Below are 15,833 nucleotides of genomic sequence, written 5' to 3' on the forward strand. Positions count from 1 at the left end.
CAGGCCCGAGGGTCGGCCCGCTCGGACGGCCGCGGTCCCGTCGTGCCCGATCACGCGCCGCGACACGGACGCATCAGGCGCGACCGGCGACCCGAGCGGAGGTCATACGACTGATGAGTGGCAGCGAGCACGAGTCGGCAGGAGCGCGGGACACCACCGAGGGCCGCGTCTACACCGTCACCGGCGGCGACTGGGGCGAGGTCGCCGAGGCCGTCGCGCAGGCCGACGACGAGCGGATCATCGTCAACATGGGCCCGCAGCACCCGTCCACGCACGGCGTGCTGCGCCTGGTCCTGGAGATCGACGGCGAGACGGTGAAACAGGCCCGCTGCGGCATCGGCTACCTGCACACCGGCATCGAGAAGAACATGGAGTTCCGCAACTGGGTGCAGGGCACCACGTTTGTGACGCGGATGGACTACCTGACTCCGCTGTTCAACGAGACCGCCTACTGCCTGGCGGTGGAGAAGCTCCTCGGGATCACCGAGCAGGTCCCGGAGCGGGCGAGCGTGATCCGGGTGCTGATGATGGAGCTGAACCGGATCTCCTCGCACCTGGTGGCCCTCGCCGCCGGCGGGATGGAGATCGGCTCGACCACGCTGATGGTCTACGGTTTCCGGGACCGCGAGGTCGTCCTCGACATCTTCGAGCTGGTGACGGGCCTGCGGATGAACCACGGGTACGTCCGGCCGGGCGGTCTGGTGCAGGACCTGCCTGCCGGCACCGTCGACAAGATCCGCGAGGGCGTGAAGCTGCTGCGCTCGCGGATGCACGAGTACGACAAACTGGCGACCAAGAACCCGGCCTTCAAGGCCCGGCTGGTCGACGTCGGCCACCTGGACCTGGCCGGCTGCCTGGCGCTCGGCGCCACCGGCCCGATCCTGCGTGCCACCGGGCTGCCGCACGACCTGCGCAGGACCGACCCGTACTGCGGGTACGAGAACTACGAGTTCGACGTCCCGACGGCCGACACCGCGGACTCCTACGGCCGGTTCCTGATCCGGCTGGAGGAGATGCGCCAGTCGTTGCGGATCGTCGAGCAGTGCCTGGACCGGCTGGCCCCCGGCCCGGTGATGGTGGGCGACAAGAAGATCGCCTGGCCGGCCCAACTGGCCGTCGGCCCGGACGGGTTGGGCAACTCGCTCGACCACATCCGGAAGATCATGGGTGAGTCCATGGAGGCGCTGATCCATCACTTCAAGCTGGTGACGGAGGGCTTCGTCGTCCCGCCGGGGCAGGCCTACACGGCGGTCGAGTCCGCCAGGGGCGAGCTGGGCGTGCACCTCGTCTCCGACGGCGGCACCCGGCCCTACCGGGTGCACTTCCGCGACCCGAGCTTCACCAACCTCCAGACGATGGCCGCGATGTGCGAGGGCGGCATGCTCGCGGACGTCGTCGTCGCGGTGGCGAGCATCGACCCGGTGATGGGTGGCGTGGACCGGTGAGCGCCGTACCGGGGCAAGGTCAGCCGTAGGGCCGGGGCACTGTTGGTGCGGTGCCGCGGGTTGGTCGGGCGTTCGCGGTGACCGCTCGGTGTTCAGCCCGTGTCGGTTCGGAGCCGTTTCATCGGCGGTGGGGCAGGACAGACGCCGCCCATGGCCCTGCTACGAACTGCTTCCACGCCGTCGTCCCTTGCGTCGTCCGCGGCGTCGGCCCGGACGCACAGCCGTGCCGGCCCACGGCGGTACCTGCTGTGTCCGCCGGAACACTTCGCTGTGGAGTACGCGATCAACCCGCGGATGGATCCTGCCCAGCCGGTGGATCGGACGGCGGCGCTGCGGCAGTGGAAGGCCCTCGCGGTGGACGCGATCCTCGCCCGCGCCGCGGACGCCGCCGCGTTCGGCCTGAACGCCGTCAGTGACGGGAGCCACGTGGTACTGCCCGGAGCCGCCCGGGGACTGGTGCGGCAGCTGCGCACTGCTGGGTACCGGCCGGTGCCGGTCGCCGTGCCGGAGCTGCGGGAAGGCCGGAGGCGGCCCGAAGTGCCGCGCCCTGGAGCTGCGTTCGGAATGAGGTCACCGTGATACACGCCTCCGCCCCCGCAGGCATCCTCGCCCCGCGGCTGCCGGCCTCGCGCGGCCCGCTCTCGGCTGCGGTCCTGGCGGCCCTGCGCGGCTCCGCCCGGTACACGCTGCCCGCGCCGGAGCCCGCCGCCGGTCCGTGGGGCGACGACCTGCAACTCGCCCTGTACATCTGCTACGAGCTGCACTACCGAGGATTCGCGGGCGTGGACGACGACTGGGAGTGGTCGCCGGAGCTGCTTGCCCTGCGGGCCGCCCTGGAGGACGTGTTCCTGGCCGGGCTGCGCCGCGAGGTGGGCCGGCCCGCGCCGCTGGCCGAGGTGCTGGCGGATCTGCTGGTGGAGCCACCGAACGGCGACGGGCCTTCGCACCATCTGCTGGCGTCCGGGACCAGGGCGCAGGCCCGCGAATACCTGGCGCACCGTTCGCTGTACCACCTGAAGGAGGCCGACCCGCAGATGTGGGCGGTGCCGCGGCTGCCGTACCCGGCGAAGGCCGCGCTGGTCGCCGTTCAGTACGACGAGTACGGTGCGGGTCGGCCGGAGCGGGCGCACGCCGAGCTGTTCGCGGCGATGATGGCGGACTTCGGGCTCGACCCGGCGTACGGTGCGTACTTGGACGCGGTGCCGGGGTCGGCACTCGCAGTGGTCAACACGATGTCGTTGTTCGGACTGCACCGGGCGCTGCGGGGCGCACTGGTGGGGCAGTTCGCGGCGCTGGAGATCACCTCGCCGCCCGGTGCGGCTCGGCTCGCCGCCGCGTTCGAACGGCTCGGCGCGTCGCCGCGCGGCACCCTGTTCTACCGCGAGCACGTCGTCGCCGACGCCGTCCACGAGCAGCTCGTACGGCGCACCGTCATCGACCCGTTGATCGCCGAACCCGGATGCCCAGCCGAGGACATCGCGTTCGGCGCGCTCGCCTACGCCCTCACCGAGGATCGGCTCGCTGCCCAGCAACTCAACGCCTGGCGCACCGGCGCCAGTTCGCTTCGCGCCCCGCTGCCTGAGGAGTCGACCGAGTGATCCGCCGCCGTTCGTCCCCGAGCCTGCTCACCTCGCCGAGCAGCGGCCATCGCCGACCTTGGACCAGGCAGGTGGAAGCTGAGGCTGCGGATGGCGTCCGCGCAGGCAGGTCGACGTGCTTCGCGCCGGTTGCCTGCACCGGCACCGCGCCGACCATCACCCGCCGGACACGTTGTCCACCCGGGCCGGCTTACCCGCGAACTCCCCGACCACGTCACCCTCGCCCACTGCACCGCCGACGTCCAAGCCGATCCGCCCAGCGCGGCCTCGAGTGTCGCCACCCACTCGCTGGGCATACGCATGGCCATGGTGCTGCTCAGGCCACCCGGTGTGTACCCCGTGCAAGGAGACACCGCGCTGTTGCTGGAGACGTTCGGATGCGAGCCCGTAAGGCCCGGGGCCCGGTGTCTGGACCTCGGCACCGGCTGCGGGGTCCTCGCGCTGGCGGCGGCCCGTCGTGGGTGTCGGGTCACCGCTGTGGACCTGTCCCGCCGAGCACTGGCCACTGCGTGGCTGAACGCCCACCTGCACCGTCTGCCCGTGCGACTGCGGCGCGGCGACCTGACGGGGCCTGTCCTCGATGAGCAGTTCGACCTGGTGCTGTCCAATCCGCCGTACGTCCCCGCCCGGGACTCGCAGCCGCCCGGCCGCGGGCCGGCTGTGGCGTGGGACGCCGGGCCGGACGGGCGGCAGCTGCTCGACCGGCTGTGCCGCCAGGTCCCACTGCTGCTCGCGCCGGGCGGGGTACTTCTGCTCGTACAGTCCTCACTGGCCCAACCCGACGCCACTGTCCGGCAGTTGCGCGCCGCAGGGCTGCAAGTCGGTGTCATCGCGCGCAAGTCGCAGCGCTTCGGCCCGGTGATGACCGCCAGGGCGCAGTGGTTCGAGGACATCGGGCTGATCGAACCGGGAGTCCGTACCGAAGAGTTGGCGGTGGTGCGCGGTGTCCGCCACTGACCACGATCCGCAGACGCCCCGGGTGCGCCTCACCGAACACGGACCGCTGCTCATCGACGGCCCGGTGGAGCTGCTGCTGCCGGACGGGAGCACACTGCACTGCGACCGCCCGGTGGTCGCTGTCTGCACCTGCCGCCGCAGCCGCCGCTATCCGCTGTGCGACACCAGCCACCGCCGGCACAGCACACCCCGGCCATAGGCCGCCACTGGCTAGGGCGAACAGGCTGGCTTCCGTTCCGGCGAGGTCCCCTGCCGCTCCAGGGACTCCGTTCACCCCGGTCCGTTGGAGGTCAGGTCTCTCGGAGGCGCGTCATCAACTCGGCGGGCATCGCAGGCGCCGGACAACATCAGCCTTCGATGACGACGCGGATGCTGTCCAGGCCCGGGTCGGCGGCGTCGGGGATGAGCATGCCGGCCCTTCGGCCGCTGGAAAGGTAGTCGATGACGGCTTCATTGAGGCGCTCGCCCGGTACTGCGGCCGGGATGCCGGGTGGGTAGGGGGTGAGCATCTCGGCCGCGATCCGGCCTGCGGCGGTGCCGGTGGGGACTTGCTCGGTGGGGCCGAAGAACGCGTCGCGGGGCAGCAGTACCTGTTCCAGCCGCAAGTCAGTGGGGTCGGGTACGTCGACCTGCGCGGCGGGACGCAAGGTGTCGGCGATCGTCGTCAGTTCGGCCAGGGCGGTCAGCAGGCGGCCGACGGTTTCGGGGGTGTCGGCGTGGGTGAGCTGGGCGCTGATGCGGCGGTGGTCGCATATGTGCAGGTCGACTTGGCGATGGGAGCGCAGCCAGTCGCCGGCCAGGTAGCCGGTGATGTCGAGCCCGGCAACGTCGATGATCATCTGAAGGGGGTCGAGGTCGGCGGCACGGTGCGGGGCGCAGAATTCCTCGCGTCCGTGGACGTGCAACCCGTCGAGGTGCTCGATACTTTCACGGGCCTCGGCGGCGAGAGCCAGGGTCCGGTCGTAGAGGGCTCGGCCGTACTGGACCATCTGACGGCGCCAGCCGTCGAGGGCCGCGTAGATCAAAGTGGAGGGGCTCGTGGTGCCGAGCAGGTCCTCGCGCTGCTTCAACACCGCGGGGTCGATCCGGTCGCCCTGGAGGTGGAAGACGGAGCTCTGCTCCAGCCCGGAGCCCATTTTGTGCACAGAAGTGACGCACACGTCCGCGCCGGCGTCCATCGCCCACCTCGGCAGATCGGGATGGAAAGGCAAGTGCGCGCCCCATGCCTCGTCGACGATCAGCGGGCGGTTCGCGCTGTGGCAGGCTGCAGCTGTGGCCGGCAGGTCCGCGCAGGTGCCGTACGGGGTGGGTGACGTGATCAGGGCGCCGCGCGCCTCCGGATGTTCCGCCAGCGCCCGGGCGAAGGCGTCGGCGGAAGGAGGGTGGGCCAGGTGCAGATCGGGATCCCACTGCGGATCTGCCCACAGGGGCCGAATGCCGGCCACGATCAAGCCCGCCACGACGGACTTGTGCGCGTCCCGTCCGACCACCAAGTGCTCGTGCGGACCGGCAGCGGCCAGCATGGCCGCCTTCACGGACAGCGAACTGCCGCAGGTGGAGAAAAAGGTGTGCTCGGCGCCGACCGCTTCGGCCATCAGTTGCTGCGCGTGCTCCAGGACGTGCCTTGTCGCCAGGCGGTCGTCCAGGCCGCCAGCGGCCAGCACGTCGGCGCGGAACACGTCCTCGCCAAGCGTGCGTAGCACCCGCTCGTCGGCACCGCGGCCCTGCTTGTGCCCGGGTGGGGTGAAGGCCGTGTAGCCGTTGACGTGGTAGGTGGCCAGGGCTTCCAGTACCGGTGCCTGAGACTGGTCCATGCCCGGCGCTTGCCCTCGCAGCTCGGAGCGAAACGGGGCGCTCGCCTGCCCGCGTGACCGCGGTCGGTGGATCTGAAATGCCTGACTGTGAGGATGTAGGTGGCACCGCTTGGGGGTCTGACTCGTTGCCTGACTGACGCTTCGGCTGTCCTTGGGTTGAATCGTCGACCGTTCGAGCGGTGTCACTATGCACGCGGCCGGTCGGGCGCCTGTGACTTCATAGGAGCCCGGCCAAAGGTCCCATCACAGTCTTGTCCTGCCGCCCGACCGGCGCGTGCCATCCCTCGCACGTCATACGGAAGGACAACAGGACCAAGCATGGCAGACCACACAGCGGTCGTCGGCGGCGTCGACACCCACACCGACTTCCACCAGGCCGCCGTCATCGACTCCATCGGCCGCCACCTGGCCACCGAGTCGTTCCCCACCACCCCCGACGGCTACCGGCGACCGCTGGACTGGCTGCGCTCGCACCTGTCCGGCCGCGCCGGCGGTCGGCCCAAGACCCGCGACGGCATCGTGGAGGCCATCCGCTCCCTGCGCGTCGTCCGCCGTTCAGCGGTCAAGTCCCGAACCCAGACCATCAACCAGATCCGCACCCTGATCGTCACCGCACCGGGTGAAGTCCGCGAGAAACTGCGGAAACTGCCCACGGCCGAGCTGATCAGGACACTCGCCCGCTCCCGGCCCGCCGGCGACGCCGCCGACCCCGCCCAGGCGGCCAGAACCGCCCTGCGACGTCTCGCCCGCCGCTACCAGTACCTCAGCGAGGAGATCGCGGAAGCCGATGCCGGGCTCAAGCCCCTGGTCGCCCGGGCGGCCCCGGAGCTCATCGCTCTGCCGGGGGTGGGCACCGAGACCGCCGCCCAGTTCCTCATCACCGCTGGTGACAACCCGGAGCGACTCAGGTCCGAGGCGTCCTTCGCGCACCTGTGCGCGGCTGCCCCGATCCCCGCCAGCTCAGGCCGCACCAACCGTCACCGCCTCAACCGCGGTGGCGACCGCCAGGCCAACAACGCGCTCCACACCATCGCACTGGTCCGCATGCGCTACGACGACCGGACCAAGGACTACGTCGCACGCCGCACCGCCGAAGGCATGTCCAAGAAAGACATCCTGCGCTGCCTCAAACGCTTCATCGCCCGCGAGGTCTACAAGCACCTCACCCGCCCATCGACCGCACCGAAACCGCTCCTCCAGACCACTTGACGATCTATAGGAGCTTCAGCACGGACCGGCCCCGCAACCGGCGACCGGCTCACCACCCCTCTGGTCCGCGAGGGCGGGCACCTGGTCGAAACCGACTGGGACACCGCGATGAACCGAATCGTCTCCCGCAGCAAGGACCTGTTGCACCGGCACGGCCCCGAGTCGATCGGCTTCTACACCTCCGGCCAGCTGTTCCTGGAGGAGTACTACACGCTGGCCGTGATCGCCCGTGCCGGTATCGGCACCCCGCACATCGACGGCAACACCCGCCTGTGCACCGCGACCGCCGCCGAGGCCCTCAAGCAGACCTTCGGGTGCGACGGCCAACCCGCCTCCTTCACCGACGTCGACCACGCCGACACGATCGCCTTGTTCGGCCACAACGTGGCCGAGACCCAGCCCGTGCTGTGGATGCGCATCCTCGACCGGCTCGAAGGCATCGATCCTCCCCGCCTTCTGTGCGTGGACCCGCGCCGCACCAAGGTCGCCGAACGTGCCACCGTTCACCTCGCCCCGCGCCTGGGCACCAACCTGGCGCTGATGAACGCCCTGCTCCACGAGACCATCCGCACCGGCCGCATCGACCACGACTTCCTCACCGAGCACACGGTCGGCTTCGAGCAGCTCGCCGCCGCGGTCGCGGACTGCACGCCCGACTGGGCCGCCCGGATCTGCGACATTCCCGTCGCACGGATCGGTGAGGCCGCCGAACTCCTCGGCCGGTCCCACCGGCTGCTGTGCACCGTGCTGCAGGGCTTCTACCAGTCGCACCAGGCCACCGCCGCCGCGGTCCAGGTCAACAACCTCGCCCTGCTGCGCGGGGCGCTCGGCCGCCCCGGCTGCGGGATCCTGCAAATGAACGGCCAGCCCACCGCGCAGAACACCCGCGAGTGCGGCGCCAACGGTGACCTGCCGGGCTTTCGCAACTGGGCCAACGAACAGCACGTCGCCGATCTCGCCCGTGTGTGGAACGTCGAACCCGACCGGATCCCGCACGACGGTCCCTCCACCCACGTCATGGAGATCTTCAGCCTCGCTGAACAAGGCCGACTCCGGATGCTGTGGATCAGCGCCACCAATCCGGCCGTCTCCCTCCCCGAACTTCCCCGCATCCGCGCCATCCTCGAACACGAGCGCCTGTTCACCGTCGTCCAGGACCTCTTCCTCACCGAGACCGCCCAGCTCGCCGATGTCGTCCTGCCCGCCGCCACCTGGGGCGAGAAGACCGGCACCTTCACCAACGCCGACCGCACCGTCCACCTGTCCGACAAGGCCGTCGAACCGCCCGGTCAAGCCCGCACCGACCTCGACATCCTGCTCGACTACGCCCACCGGATGGACTTCCGCGACAAAGACGGCAACCGGCTCGTCCACTGGTACGACGCCCCAAGCGCTTTCGAGGCGTGGAAGCAGTGCAGTGCGGGGCGGCCCTGCGACTACACCGGCCTGAGCCACGGACTGCTGCGCACCGCCGCCAGTGGCATCCAGTGGCCCTGCAACTGGCAGGCACCCAGTGGCACCGAACGCCTCTACACCGATGGCATCACCTGGGCAGACCCTGACACCTGTGAGTCGTACGGAAAGAACATGGCCACCGGCGAACCCGACGGCGAATCCGCCTACCGCGCACTCAACCCCGACGGCAGAGCTGTCCTACGGGCGGCCTCGTTCGAGCCGCTGACCGAAGACACCACCGAGGAGCACCCGCTCCAACTGACCACCGGCCGCACGCTCTACCACTTCCACACCCGCACCAAGACCGCCCGCGCCCCGCAGCTGAACAACGCCGCTCCCGAGGTATGGGTGGAACTGTCCGTCACCGAAGCCGCCACCCGGGGCCTGACAGAGGGCGACCTGGTCGAGGTGTCCACCGCACGCGGCTCCATTCGGGGCCGACTCCGGACCACCGCGATGCGCGATGGGATGATCTTCGTGCCGTTCCACTACGGCTACTTCGACGCGCCGGCCGGATACCGGCCGGCCGACCCGACGGGCGCGCGAGCCGCCAACGAGACCACGCCCACCCGCTGGGACCCGGCCTCCAAACAGCCCCTCTACAAGACGACCGCCGCCAGCATCCGTCTCATTTCACCGACGGACGGCGCCATCGCCCCCGCGCCCACCACCACCGCCTCCGCCCCCACCGGGCCGGCCCCGGAAACCGCCGGCGGCCCCGAGGCGTACACGACCCAGGAGGGCGGGGAGGCGGGCCCCTCAACGAGGAATGCTCCAGCTTGAGCGGGACCAAGCCACGGCGCGGATCCTGGCTGGCGTGCCCTACTCGGGGGCGCGTCGAACTACCACCACGGACCCCGGAGACGAATGGGCACCCCGAGGTGGTCGCCAGGAGTCTCAGGTGTGCAGGAGACTGTTGCGGCCGTCGTGGCCGTCGGCGGTCTCCTCGTCAAACCACCAGCCGTCCGCGGACAGGTAGCGGAAGGCGAACTGCCTGTCCAGCGGAAGGTCGATGGTGACCGCGCGGGAGCCGTCCCGGCGCAGATTGAACCGGTGGATACCGGGTCGCCAGCTGTTGAAATCCCCGACCACACTGGTGTCTCCTGCGGGGTGGTCCGAGGGCAGGACGAATGTGACCGCTTCCTGGTCCTTGTCGCGAGCGCGTTCCAACACAGGCCATCTACTCCGTTTCATGGCCCATCCGGGCGATGGGCCTGCGGTCGATCCTCGCCTCATCGACGCCCGTGTCGCTGCGACGGCACGACGATCCGTCAGCACCGCCACCCAGACGGCGCATTAGGTTCCGTCCGCGCGATCACGAGCGGAGCCAGATGGTCAGTGCGGCAAGCGCGATGGTGCCGAGGAAGACGTAGACGCGTTTGTCGTATCTGGTCTCGGCGGCGCTCGAACTGGGTGCAGTCGGCGCGTTGTCCCGGCGTGACGACCAGGGACAACACCCGGCAGCGGCCTTCAGCGCTCAGGTGGATCTTGGTGGTGTGGCCGCTCCGAGACCGTCCGAGGGCCTCGCCGGCCGCCCCACCACCGCCAAGCAGTTGAACAGTTCCGTCCACACCCGAGCGTTTCTGACCGCCCGCGCGGCGCTCCCTTTGAGGACCGGCGCCGTTCGACAGGCGCCGGCCGCGGTGGTGGTGCGCGCGGATCGAGGTGGCACCGCCCTGCGCGCCCGTCGTGCCGAACAGGTGATCCCCGAGCAGGGCACTGGCGGGGCCGCCGGTGCTCTGCTGGTCAGTGATCTTGGCGGGCCGTTCCTCGCTGTCGGGCCGAAGCTTCAGGGTGTCCGGGTCGATGCGCCGCCTGTCGCGGATGGCCACAGGCGGGCGCTGCTTCAGTTGTCGTGGTTGAGCTTGGACGGGGTGGTCATGCGGCGCCTCCCTTGTGCTCGTCGTCGTCGACGATCTCGGCGTCCACGACTTCCTCTTCCGAGCCTTGCGGGCCGGTCGCACCGCCGTCTGGCGCACCAGCGGCGTTCTGGGCGTAGATGGCCTGGCCCAGTTTCTGGCTGACCTGGGCGGCCTTGTCAGTCGCCGCGCGCATCGCTGCGGTGTCCTCGCCCTTGAGCTTCTCCTTCAGCTCCGCCAGGGCCGTCTCCACCTCGCTCTTCACGTCGGCCGGGACCTTGTCCTGGTTGTCGGTGAGGAATTTCTCGGTGCTGTAGACGAGCTGCTCGCCCTGGTTGCGGGTCTCGGTGGCCTCCTTGCGGAGGCGGTCCTCCTCGGCGTGCTGCTCGGCTTCCCGGATCATGCGGTCGATGTCGTCCTTCGGCAGCGAGGAGCCACCGGTGACGGTCATCTTCTGTTCCCTGCCGGTACCGAGGTCCTTCGCGCCGACGTGCATGATGCCGTTGGCGTCGATGTCGAAGGTGACCTCGATCTGCGGCAGGCCGCGGGGGGCCGGCGCGATGCCGGTCAGCTCGAACATCCCGAGCTTCTTGTTGTACGCCGCGATCTCGCGCTCGCCCTGGTAGACCTGGATCTGCACGGAGGGCTGGTTGTCCTCGGCGGTGGTGAAGATCTCGGAGCGCTTGGTCGGGATCGTGGTGTTGCGCTCGATCAGCTTCGTCATGATGCCGCCCTTGGTCTCGATGCCCAGGGACAGCGGGGTGACGTCGAGCAGCAGGACGTCCTTGACCTCGCCCTTCAGCACACCGGCCTGCAGGGAGGCGCCGACGGCGACGACCTCGTCCGGGTTGACGCCCTTGTGCGGGTCCTTGCCGGTGAGTTTCTTCACCAGGTCGGTGACGGCCGGCATCCGGGTGGAGCCGCCGACCAGGATGAGGTGGTCGATGTCCGAGACCTCGATCTTGGCGTCCTTGACGGCCTGGTGGAACGGGCCCTCGCAGCGCTCCAGCAGGTCGGCGGTCAGCCGCTGGAACTGGGCGCGGGTGAGCTTCTCGTCCAGGTGCAGCGGGCCCTCGGCGGAGGCCGTGATGTAGGGCAGGTTGATCGTCGTCTCGGTCGCCGCGGACAGTTCGATCTTCGCCTTCTCCGCGGCCTCCCGGAGCCGCTGGGCGGCCATCTTGTCCTTGGACAGGTCGATTCCGTAGCCGTTCTTGAACTGCTTGACCAGATGGTCGACGATCCGCTGGTCCCAGTCGTCACCGCCCAGGTGGGTGTCGCCGGAGGTGGCCTTCACCTCGACCACGCCCTCGCCGATGTCCAGCAGGGAGACGTCGAACGTGCCACCGCCAAGGTCGAAGACCAGCACCGTCTGGTCGTTCTCCTTGTCCAGGCCGTACGCCAGCGCGGCGGCGGTGGGCTCGTTGATGATCCGCGCCACCTTCAGGCCGGCGATCTCGCCCGCTTCCTTGGTCGCAGTGCGCTGGGCGTCGTTGAAGTAGGCGGGCACCGTGATCACCGCGTCCGTCACGTCCTCACCCAGATACGCCTCCGCGTCGCGCTTCAGCTTCTGCAACACCCGCGCCGAGATCTCCTGCGCGGTGTAGCGCTTGCCGTTCACGTCCCCCTTCTCGGGGAAACGCCAGTCGCTCTCGCCCATGTGCCGTTTCACCGAGCGGGCGGTGCGGTCCACGTTGGTGACGGACTGCCGCTTGGCGACCTCGCCGACCAGTACCTCGCCGCCCTTGCCGAAGGCCACCACCGACGGGGTCGTGCGCGCACCCTCGGCGTTGGCGGTGACGGCCGGCTCGCCGCCTTCCAGCATGCAGACCACCGAGTTCGTCGTCCCGAGGTCAATTCCGACTGCGCGTGCCATTGCCGGGCCTCCTCTTCTGCTTATCCCTTCCGTCTTGCCTCAGCAGGAGGAATGAAACGTGAGTCTCGGGTCGCCGCGATGTTGCATGTCCAGGTCGCTTTCCTGCGGCGACTGGACGAGCTGGGCGTGGTCGTGCCCATCCGCTCGGCGGGCGGCCGGCGCCGCTGCTCGAGCCGAGAGATCAATCGTGTCGCAGCCCTGGTCAAACTGATCAGCGAGGGACTGACCCTGGAAGGCGCGCGCCGGGTGCTCGAACTCCAGGCCCGGGTGGAGGAGCTGGAGGCCGACCTGGACCGGGCCCGCGGCCAGTGACGTCGGGGGCCCGCCGCCTGGCCAGCGCCCCGGGCCGACCGGGGTTCAAGCAGCGGCGGCAAGGTCGGCGCGGCCGAACAGCAGAGCGTAGCCGCGGGGCAGGTGCGCGAGGAGGCGGTCGGTGAGCCGCTCGCCGCCGAGGGACTCGAAGGCGGCCAGGACGGAGGAGACGTCCCGCTCTCCGATACTGGGCCGTATCTCATTTGATCTTGTGGTGGGTCGGTGAGCGATAACGGATGCTGCGTGGGCTCGGATTGAGCCTTTGCCGCCGCCCGGCCTCGTGCCGGTTCGTGAAGCGCGGAACCATGGTCGGCCTCCTCATGTACCCCGGCCCACTATCGGGTGCTGATCGGCGTAGGCGAGACCAACCGGCAATGGCCTTCGAGACGGGGATGACTGGTCGGTCTTCGGGTGCGTCATGATCCGCTTCATCCCCTCCTGGCGCTCCCGGCGGTCTGCCCGTCCTCGTGATCGTGCCCGGCGTCGCGGTACCGGAGCAGCACGGCGATCCCTTCGGCGAAGGCCGCCTGGTCGGCGGGGACCACGATCAGGTCCGCGTTCGTCCCCACGGCGGCGCGGACGAGAGCGTCTGCCGCATCCGCCTCCCATGAGTAGCCGACGCCGAAGGCTGCGAGGTCCGCGGCGGACAGCGCGACGTCGGTCGGCGCCGCACCCACCCACAGCGGCGGCAGCGATGGCAGTGAGCGGCTGATCAGCAGGGCGGCCGCCTGGCCGCGCTGGAGGATCAGGGTGGTGTCGGCCAGTCCCTCGGCCGTGTCCTGGTCGCGGGCACGCCGGGCGAGGAAGGCGTCGAGCCGGTGCTGGTCACGTCCGGCCAGCCGGTCCGCCATCAGCATGGCCACCTCGTGTTCCAGGGCCGCCCGTCCGGGCTCGGGCCGGTGGCGATCGGTGTCGCGCAGCCTGACGATGCGGCGCCCCAGGTGGCCGGGGGCCAGACGGATCATCGTGTTCGCGGCCCATGGGTCTCCCGCGATCACGACGAGTTCGGGGGCGTCGTCCGGGGCGGCGTTCGCCAGTTCGCCCAGAATCCGCTCGGCCTCCGGGGCCCAGCCGGTGAGCGGGATCCGCCGGTGCACGGCGGTGGAGTTGACGCGGTTGGCCGGCCAGCGCCCCACGTCGTGGTCGATCTCGAGCTCCTCACCGTTCCCCGCGCCGCCCGGCAGGTGGACCCGGTGGAGGGAGAGGGCGGCGTAGGGGATGTCCGGGGCGCGTTGGAGGACCAGCGGGAGGACGTCGGGCAGCGTCCCGTACCGGGCGGTGTCCCGCGTGGGCGGCTCCGCAAGGCGTTCGTCCAGCAGGATCCGTCCGGCCGCGGCGAACACGGCCTGTCCGTGCCGGCCGACGACGCCGCGGTCCATGCCGGCACCCGCGACGACGGTGTCGATCGCCGTGACGGTGTCCGGGTCCGCGTCGTGGGCCAGCAGGTTCTCCCGCAGGTGCCGCCAGCGCAGCTCGATCGCCCGGTCCGGGTCGTCGATGTCGCGAGAGGTGTCGAGGTACACAGATGCGACCGGAGAGTCCGGCTCGTAGAGACGATGCAGGAACTGGGATTTCACGGCTTCACCCCTGCGGTCCTCGAAGTGTGTCCAGATGCTCAGGTGCCCGGTTCCGGAGCAGGTCCCGGACCGGGCAACGGTCCCGGCTCCGGGCGGGGTCCCGGCCCCGGCGCGGGCGGTGGCTGCGGGTCGGGCTCCGGCGGAGGCGGCCCGGGCGGAACCGGATCCGGACCACCGGGCGCGGGCACCGGGCCGGGCGAGGGACCCGGCGCCGGGCCCGGCCCCGGAACCGGTGTGGGACTGGGAGGTACCGGGTCATTCGGTGGTGTTCCCACGATCACCGCTCCCCTGCAATGTCCGAACGTGCATGGACTCCATGGGTGCGGCTACCCGGCCCCGTGGTCGGGGTCCTTGCCGTCTGCGAGAGCCCGGACGACCAGGTCGCGGTCGGTGACCGGGCCGCGCAGGTGGCCGTCGTCGGTGACCAGGACGTCACCGATGTCCGCGTCGCGCATGCGGATCGCCGTGTCGTGGATGGTGGTGTGCTCGCCGACGGTGACCACGCTCCCGTGATGCCGCAGGTCCTCTGAGTCATGGCTTCCTCCCGCTGTGGGATGGCAGGCGACAGCGCAGCACGAGTTGCCGCCCGAACAGGCGTCTGCCCGACCCGTTCCCGGGGAAACGACGACCACCCCGGCCTGCCGAACTCACCTCTCACCCGCGCTCTGCTCTCGGGCGCTCCGGGCCCACCTTGTGCACCGGACCGTGCGTGAAGGACGTGCGGACGGGTAGCCGCTCAGGCGGCCGGTCAGCTCGACGGCGGCCACCAGCAGCTGGCGTGCGAACAGCGGCGTGTACAGGTGGGCGAACTGCGGCGGCAATCCGGGCTGTGCCGATCGATGATCCGATGGGCGGCTGCCGACGAGACGTCGAACAGCGGCGCCGGCCGACGCCTCGTCAGGTTCGTCCGGTAGTAGACCGCGACCAGCAGGACCCTGTCCTCCAGGGACAAGGCCCACAGCCGGCGGGGTCCAGCGCCCGGCCACCGCGATACTTCACCGCCTGGACCAGGCGCCGGAACGGGGCCGGGCGCAGCCCGGTGACGAGCAAGACAGCTCCGAGGACGATCACGGCGAACTCCGGGGGCGCTTTCGCTCGCGATCGGTGCGGGCGCTTATCCCAGGAGGGCGTCGGCGGCCTTCTTCAACGAGCTGGGCTGCTGTGGCCGTTTGGGTGCGGTGGCACGAACTTCGAGCATGCGTGCGCCGATCTCCTGGAGCTCCTTACGACCAAGGGCCTCCCGTACCTTGGGGAACCACTCGCCCTCCTCTTCCTCGATGTGGTGGCCGACCGACGCGATGAGGACTGTGGTCTTTGCGTCGAAACGCTCGTCGTCCGCGTCCATTGCGTCCAGTTCTGCGCACAGGACATCGGCGACGTGATGTTCCTCGAGAGACTCCAGGATGTCGCTTTCAAGGTCGGGGACGAGATCGCGGACGGTGGGGTACATGACCTCGTTCTCGATGTAGGTGTGAACAGTCAAGGCCTCCACGATCCTGCTGGCGAGGTCGGCCTTGACGGCCCCGTCATCGTCGGCGGCAGACTCGAACGCCCGGAAGAGCCGCCGAATTTCCTTATGGTCCTCCTTGAGAAGGACGATGGCGTCGGTGGTCATGTCGGGTCCCCTCAGTTGGGTGGTGGGTCTGGCTGAGTGCGATCGGCCTGCTGGAGGGTGGCGCCGGCGTCTCGCACATTCGGTCGAGCTCCCGCGGCGGCTTGTGCCGCCGCGGTCAG

At 70.0% G+C, this 15,833-nt stretch carries 15 protein-coding genes and 1 pseudogene; 8 read left to right on the plus strand and 8 right to left on the minus strand.

All coding sequences use genetic code 11. The features are described from left to right. The first annotated feature begins 113 nt into the window (after nt 1–113). The 5 genes from ACZ6R9_RS18760 (at nt 114) to ACZ6R9_RS18780 (ending at nt 4,199) form a co-directional block, all read left to right on the plus strand. The gene (locus tag ACZ6R9_RS18760) at nt 114–1,445 is read left to right on the plus strand and encodes an NADH-quinone oxidoreductase subunit D (protein WP_465538954.1); all 1,332 of its coding nucleotides are present in this window, start codon (nt 114–116) and stop codon (nt 1,443–1,445) included. Nucleotides 1,446–1,739: 294 nt separating this feature from the next. Beyond that, nucleotides 1,740–2,024, plus strand: a complete 285-nt coding sequence (locus tag ACZ6R9_RS18765; protein ID WP_465538956.1) for a hypothetical protein — start codon at nt 1,740–1,742, stop codon at nt 2,022–2,024. Next, entirely contained in the window at nt 2,021–3,043 is a 1,023-nt protein-coding gene (locus tag ACZ6R9_RS18770) for an iron-containing redox enzyme family protein (RefSeq protein WP_380482905.1), read from the plus strand. Before ACZ6R9_RS18765 ends, ACZ6R9_RS18770 begins: the two co-directional genes overlap by 4 nt. Nucleotides 3,044–3,349: 306 nt before the next feature. Continuing rightward, nucleotides 3,350–4,000, plus strand: a complete 651-nt coding sequence (locus ACZ6R9_RS18775) for a HemK2/MTQ2 family protein methyltransferase (RefSeq protein WP_465538958.1) — start codon at nt 3,350–3,352, stop codon at nt 3,998–4,000. Further along, nucleotides 3,987–4,199 (plus strand): CDGSH iron-sulfur domain-containing protein, encoded by a 213-nt coding sequence (locus tag ACZ6R9_RS18780; protein ID WP_380482901.1) that lies wholly within the window; start codon nt 3,987–3,989, stop codon nt 4,197–4,199. The genes ACZ6R9_RS18775 and ACZ6R9_RS18780 overlap by 14 nt, the downstream gene beginning before the upstream one ends. A gap of 148 nt (nt 4,200–4,347) precedes the next feature. Here ACZ6R9_RS18780 and ACZ6R9_RS18785 read toward each other — a convergent pair whose 3' ends face one another. Beyond that, nucleotides 4,348–5,814, minus strand: coding sequence for an aminotransferase class I/II-fold pyridoxal phosphate-dependent enzyme (locus ACZ6R9_RS18785; RefSeq protein ID WP_380482899.1), 1,467 nt, complete (start codon nt 5,812–5,814; stop codon nt 4,348–4,350). A 318-nt stretch (nt 5,815–6,132) separates the two neighbouring features. On the opposite strand from ACZ6R9_RS18785, the gene ACZ6R9_RS18790 reads away from it, so the two are divergent. Together ACZ6R9_RS18790 and ACZ6R9_RS18795 are read left to right on the plus strand one after the other, a co-directional pair. Continuing rightward, nucleotides 6,133–7,023: a transposase gene (locus tag ACZ6R9_RS18790; RefSeq protein WP_465538961.1), complete on the plus strand. Its 891-nt coding sequence runs from the start codon at nt 6,133–6,135 to the stop codon at nt 7,021–7,023. A 33-nt stretch (nt 7,024–7,056) separates the two neighbouring features. Continuing rightward, nucleotides 7,057–9,261: pseudogene (locus ACZ6R9_RS18795) on the plus strand (molybdopterin oxidoreductase family protein); the annotation flags it as partial. A gap of 114 nt (nt 9,262–9,375) precedes the next feature. Here ACZ6R9_RS18795 and ACZ6R9_RS18800 read toward each other — a convergent pair. The 3 genes from ACZ6R9_RS18800 to dnaK form a co-directional block, all read right to left on the minus strand. Next, nucleotides 9,376–9,651: an isoamylase early set domain-containing protein gene (locus ACZ6R9_RS18800; RefSeq protein ID WP_380482895.1), complete on the minus strand. Its 276-nt coding sequence runs from the start codon at nt 9,649–9,651 to the stop codon at nt 9,376–9,378. A 98-nt stretch (nt 9,652–9,749) separates the two neighbouring features. Continuing rightward, nucleotides 9,750–10,310 carry a hypothetical protein gene (locus tag ACZ6R9_RS18805; protein ID WP_465538963.1) on the minus strand — a complete coding sequence of 187 codons (561 nt, stop codon included), beginning with the start codon at nt 10,308–10,310 and terminating at the stop codon, nt 9,750–9,752. A gap of 46 nt (nt 10,311–10,356) precedes the next feature. After that, the gene (gene dnaK, locus ACZ6R9_RS18810; protein WP_465538965.1) at nt 10,357–12,210 is read right to left on the minus strand and encodes a molecular chaperone DnaK; all 1,854 of its coding nucleotides are present in this window, start codon (nt 12,208–12,210) and stop codon (nt 10,357–10,359) included. A gap of 51 nt (nt 12,211–12,261) precedes the next feature. Between dnaK and ACZ6R9_RS18815 the strand changes: the two genes are divergently transcribed. Continuing rightward, entirely contained in the window at nt 12,262–12,522 is a 261-nt protein-coding gene (locus ACZ6R9_RS18815) for a MerR family transcriptional regulator (protein ID WP_465538967.1), read from the plus strand. 428 nt (nt 12,523–12,950) lie between these two features. Here the strand turns inward: ACZ6R9_RS18815 and ACZ6R9_RS18820 are convergent, their stop codons facing one another. From ACZ6R9_RS18820 to ACZ6R9_RS18835, 4 genes are all read right to left on the minus strand, one after another. Further along, a complete protein-coding gene (locus ACZ6R9_RS18820; RefSeq protein ID WP_465538968.1) occupies nt 12,951–14,045 on the minus strand; it encodes a baeRF2 domain-containing protein in 1,095 nt (364 codons plus the stop codon). 380 nt (nt 14,046–14,425) lie between these two features. Beyond that, nucleotides 14,426–14,602: a CBS domain-containing protein gene (locus ACZ6R9_RS18825; RefSeq protein ID WP_465538970.1), complete on the minus strand. Its 177-nt coding sequence runs from the start codon at nt 14,600–14,602 to the stop codon at nt 14,426–14,428. A 245-nt stretch (nt 14,603–14,847) separates the two neighbouring features. Continuing rightward, nucleotides 14,848–15,051: a helix-turn-helix domain-containing protein gene (locus ACZ6R9_RS18830; RefSeq protein WP_465538972.1), complete on the minus strand. Its 204-nt coding sequence runs from the start codon at nt 15,049–15,051 to the stop codon at nt 14,848–14,850. A gap of 162 nt (nt 15,052–15,213) precedes the next feature. After that, the gene (locus tag ACZ6R9_RS18835) at nt 15,214–15,714 is read right to left on the minus strand and encodes a hemerythrin domain-containing protein (RefSeq protein ID WP_380482885.1); all 501 of its coding nucleotides are present in this window, start codon (nt 15,712–15,714) and stop codon (nt 15,214–15,216) included. Nucleotides 15,715–15,833: the final 119 nt, after the last annotated feature.

The organism is Kitasatospora sp. NPDC048662 (genome assembly GCF_055587065.1).

Coding starts and splice junctions, on each gene's coding strand:
- ACZ6R9_RS18790 (WP_465538961.1), top strand. CDS start 6,133: ATGGCAGACCACACAGCGGTCGTCGGCGGCGTCGACACCCACACCGAC.
- ACZ6R9_RS18785 (WP_380482899.1), bottom strand. CDS start 5,814: ATGGACCAGTCTCAGGCACCGGTACTGGAAGCCCTGGCCACCTACCAC.
- ACZ6R9_RS18815 (WP_465538967.1), top strand. CDS start 12,262: ATGAAACGTGAGTCTCGGGTCGCCGCGATGTTGCATGTCCAGGTCGCT.
- ACZ6R9_RS18765 (WP_465538956.1), top strand. CDS start 1,740: ATGGATCCTGCCCAGCCGGTGGATCGGACGGCGGCGCTGCGGCAGTGG.
- ACZ6R9_RS18775 (WP_465538958.1), top strand. CDS start 3,350: ATGGTGCTGCTCAGGCCACCCGGTGTGTACCCCGTGCAAGGAGACACC.
- ACZ6R9_RS18760 (WP_465538954.1), top strand. CDS start 114: ATGAGTGGCAGCGAGCACGAGTCGGCAGGAGCGCGGGACACCACCGAG.
- ACZ6R9_RS18835 (WP_380482885.1), bottom strand. CDS start 15,714: ATGACCACCGACGCCATCGTCCTTCTCAAGGAGGACCATAAGGAAATT.
- dnaK (WP_465538965.1), bottom strand. CDS start 12,210: ATGGCACGCGCAGTCGGAATTGACCTCGGGACGACGAACTCGGTGGTC.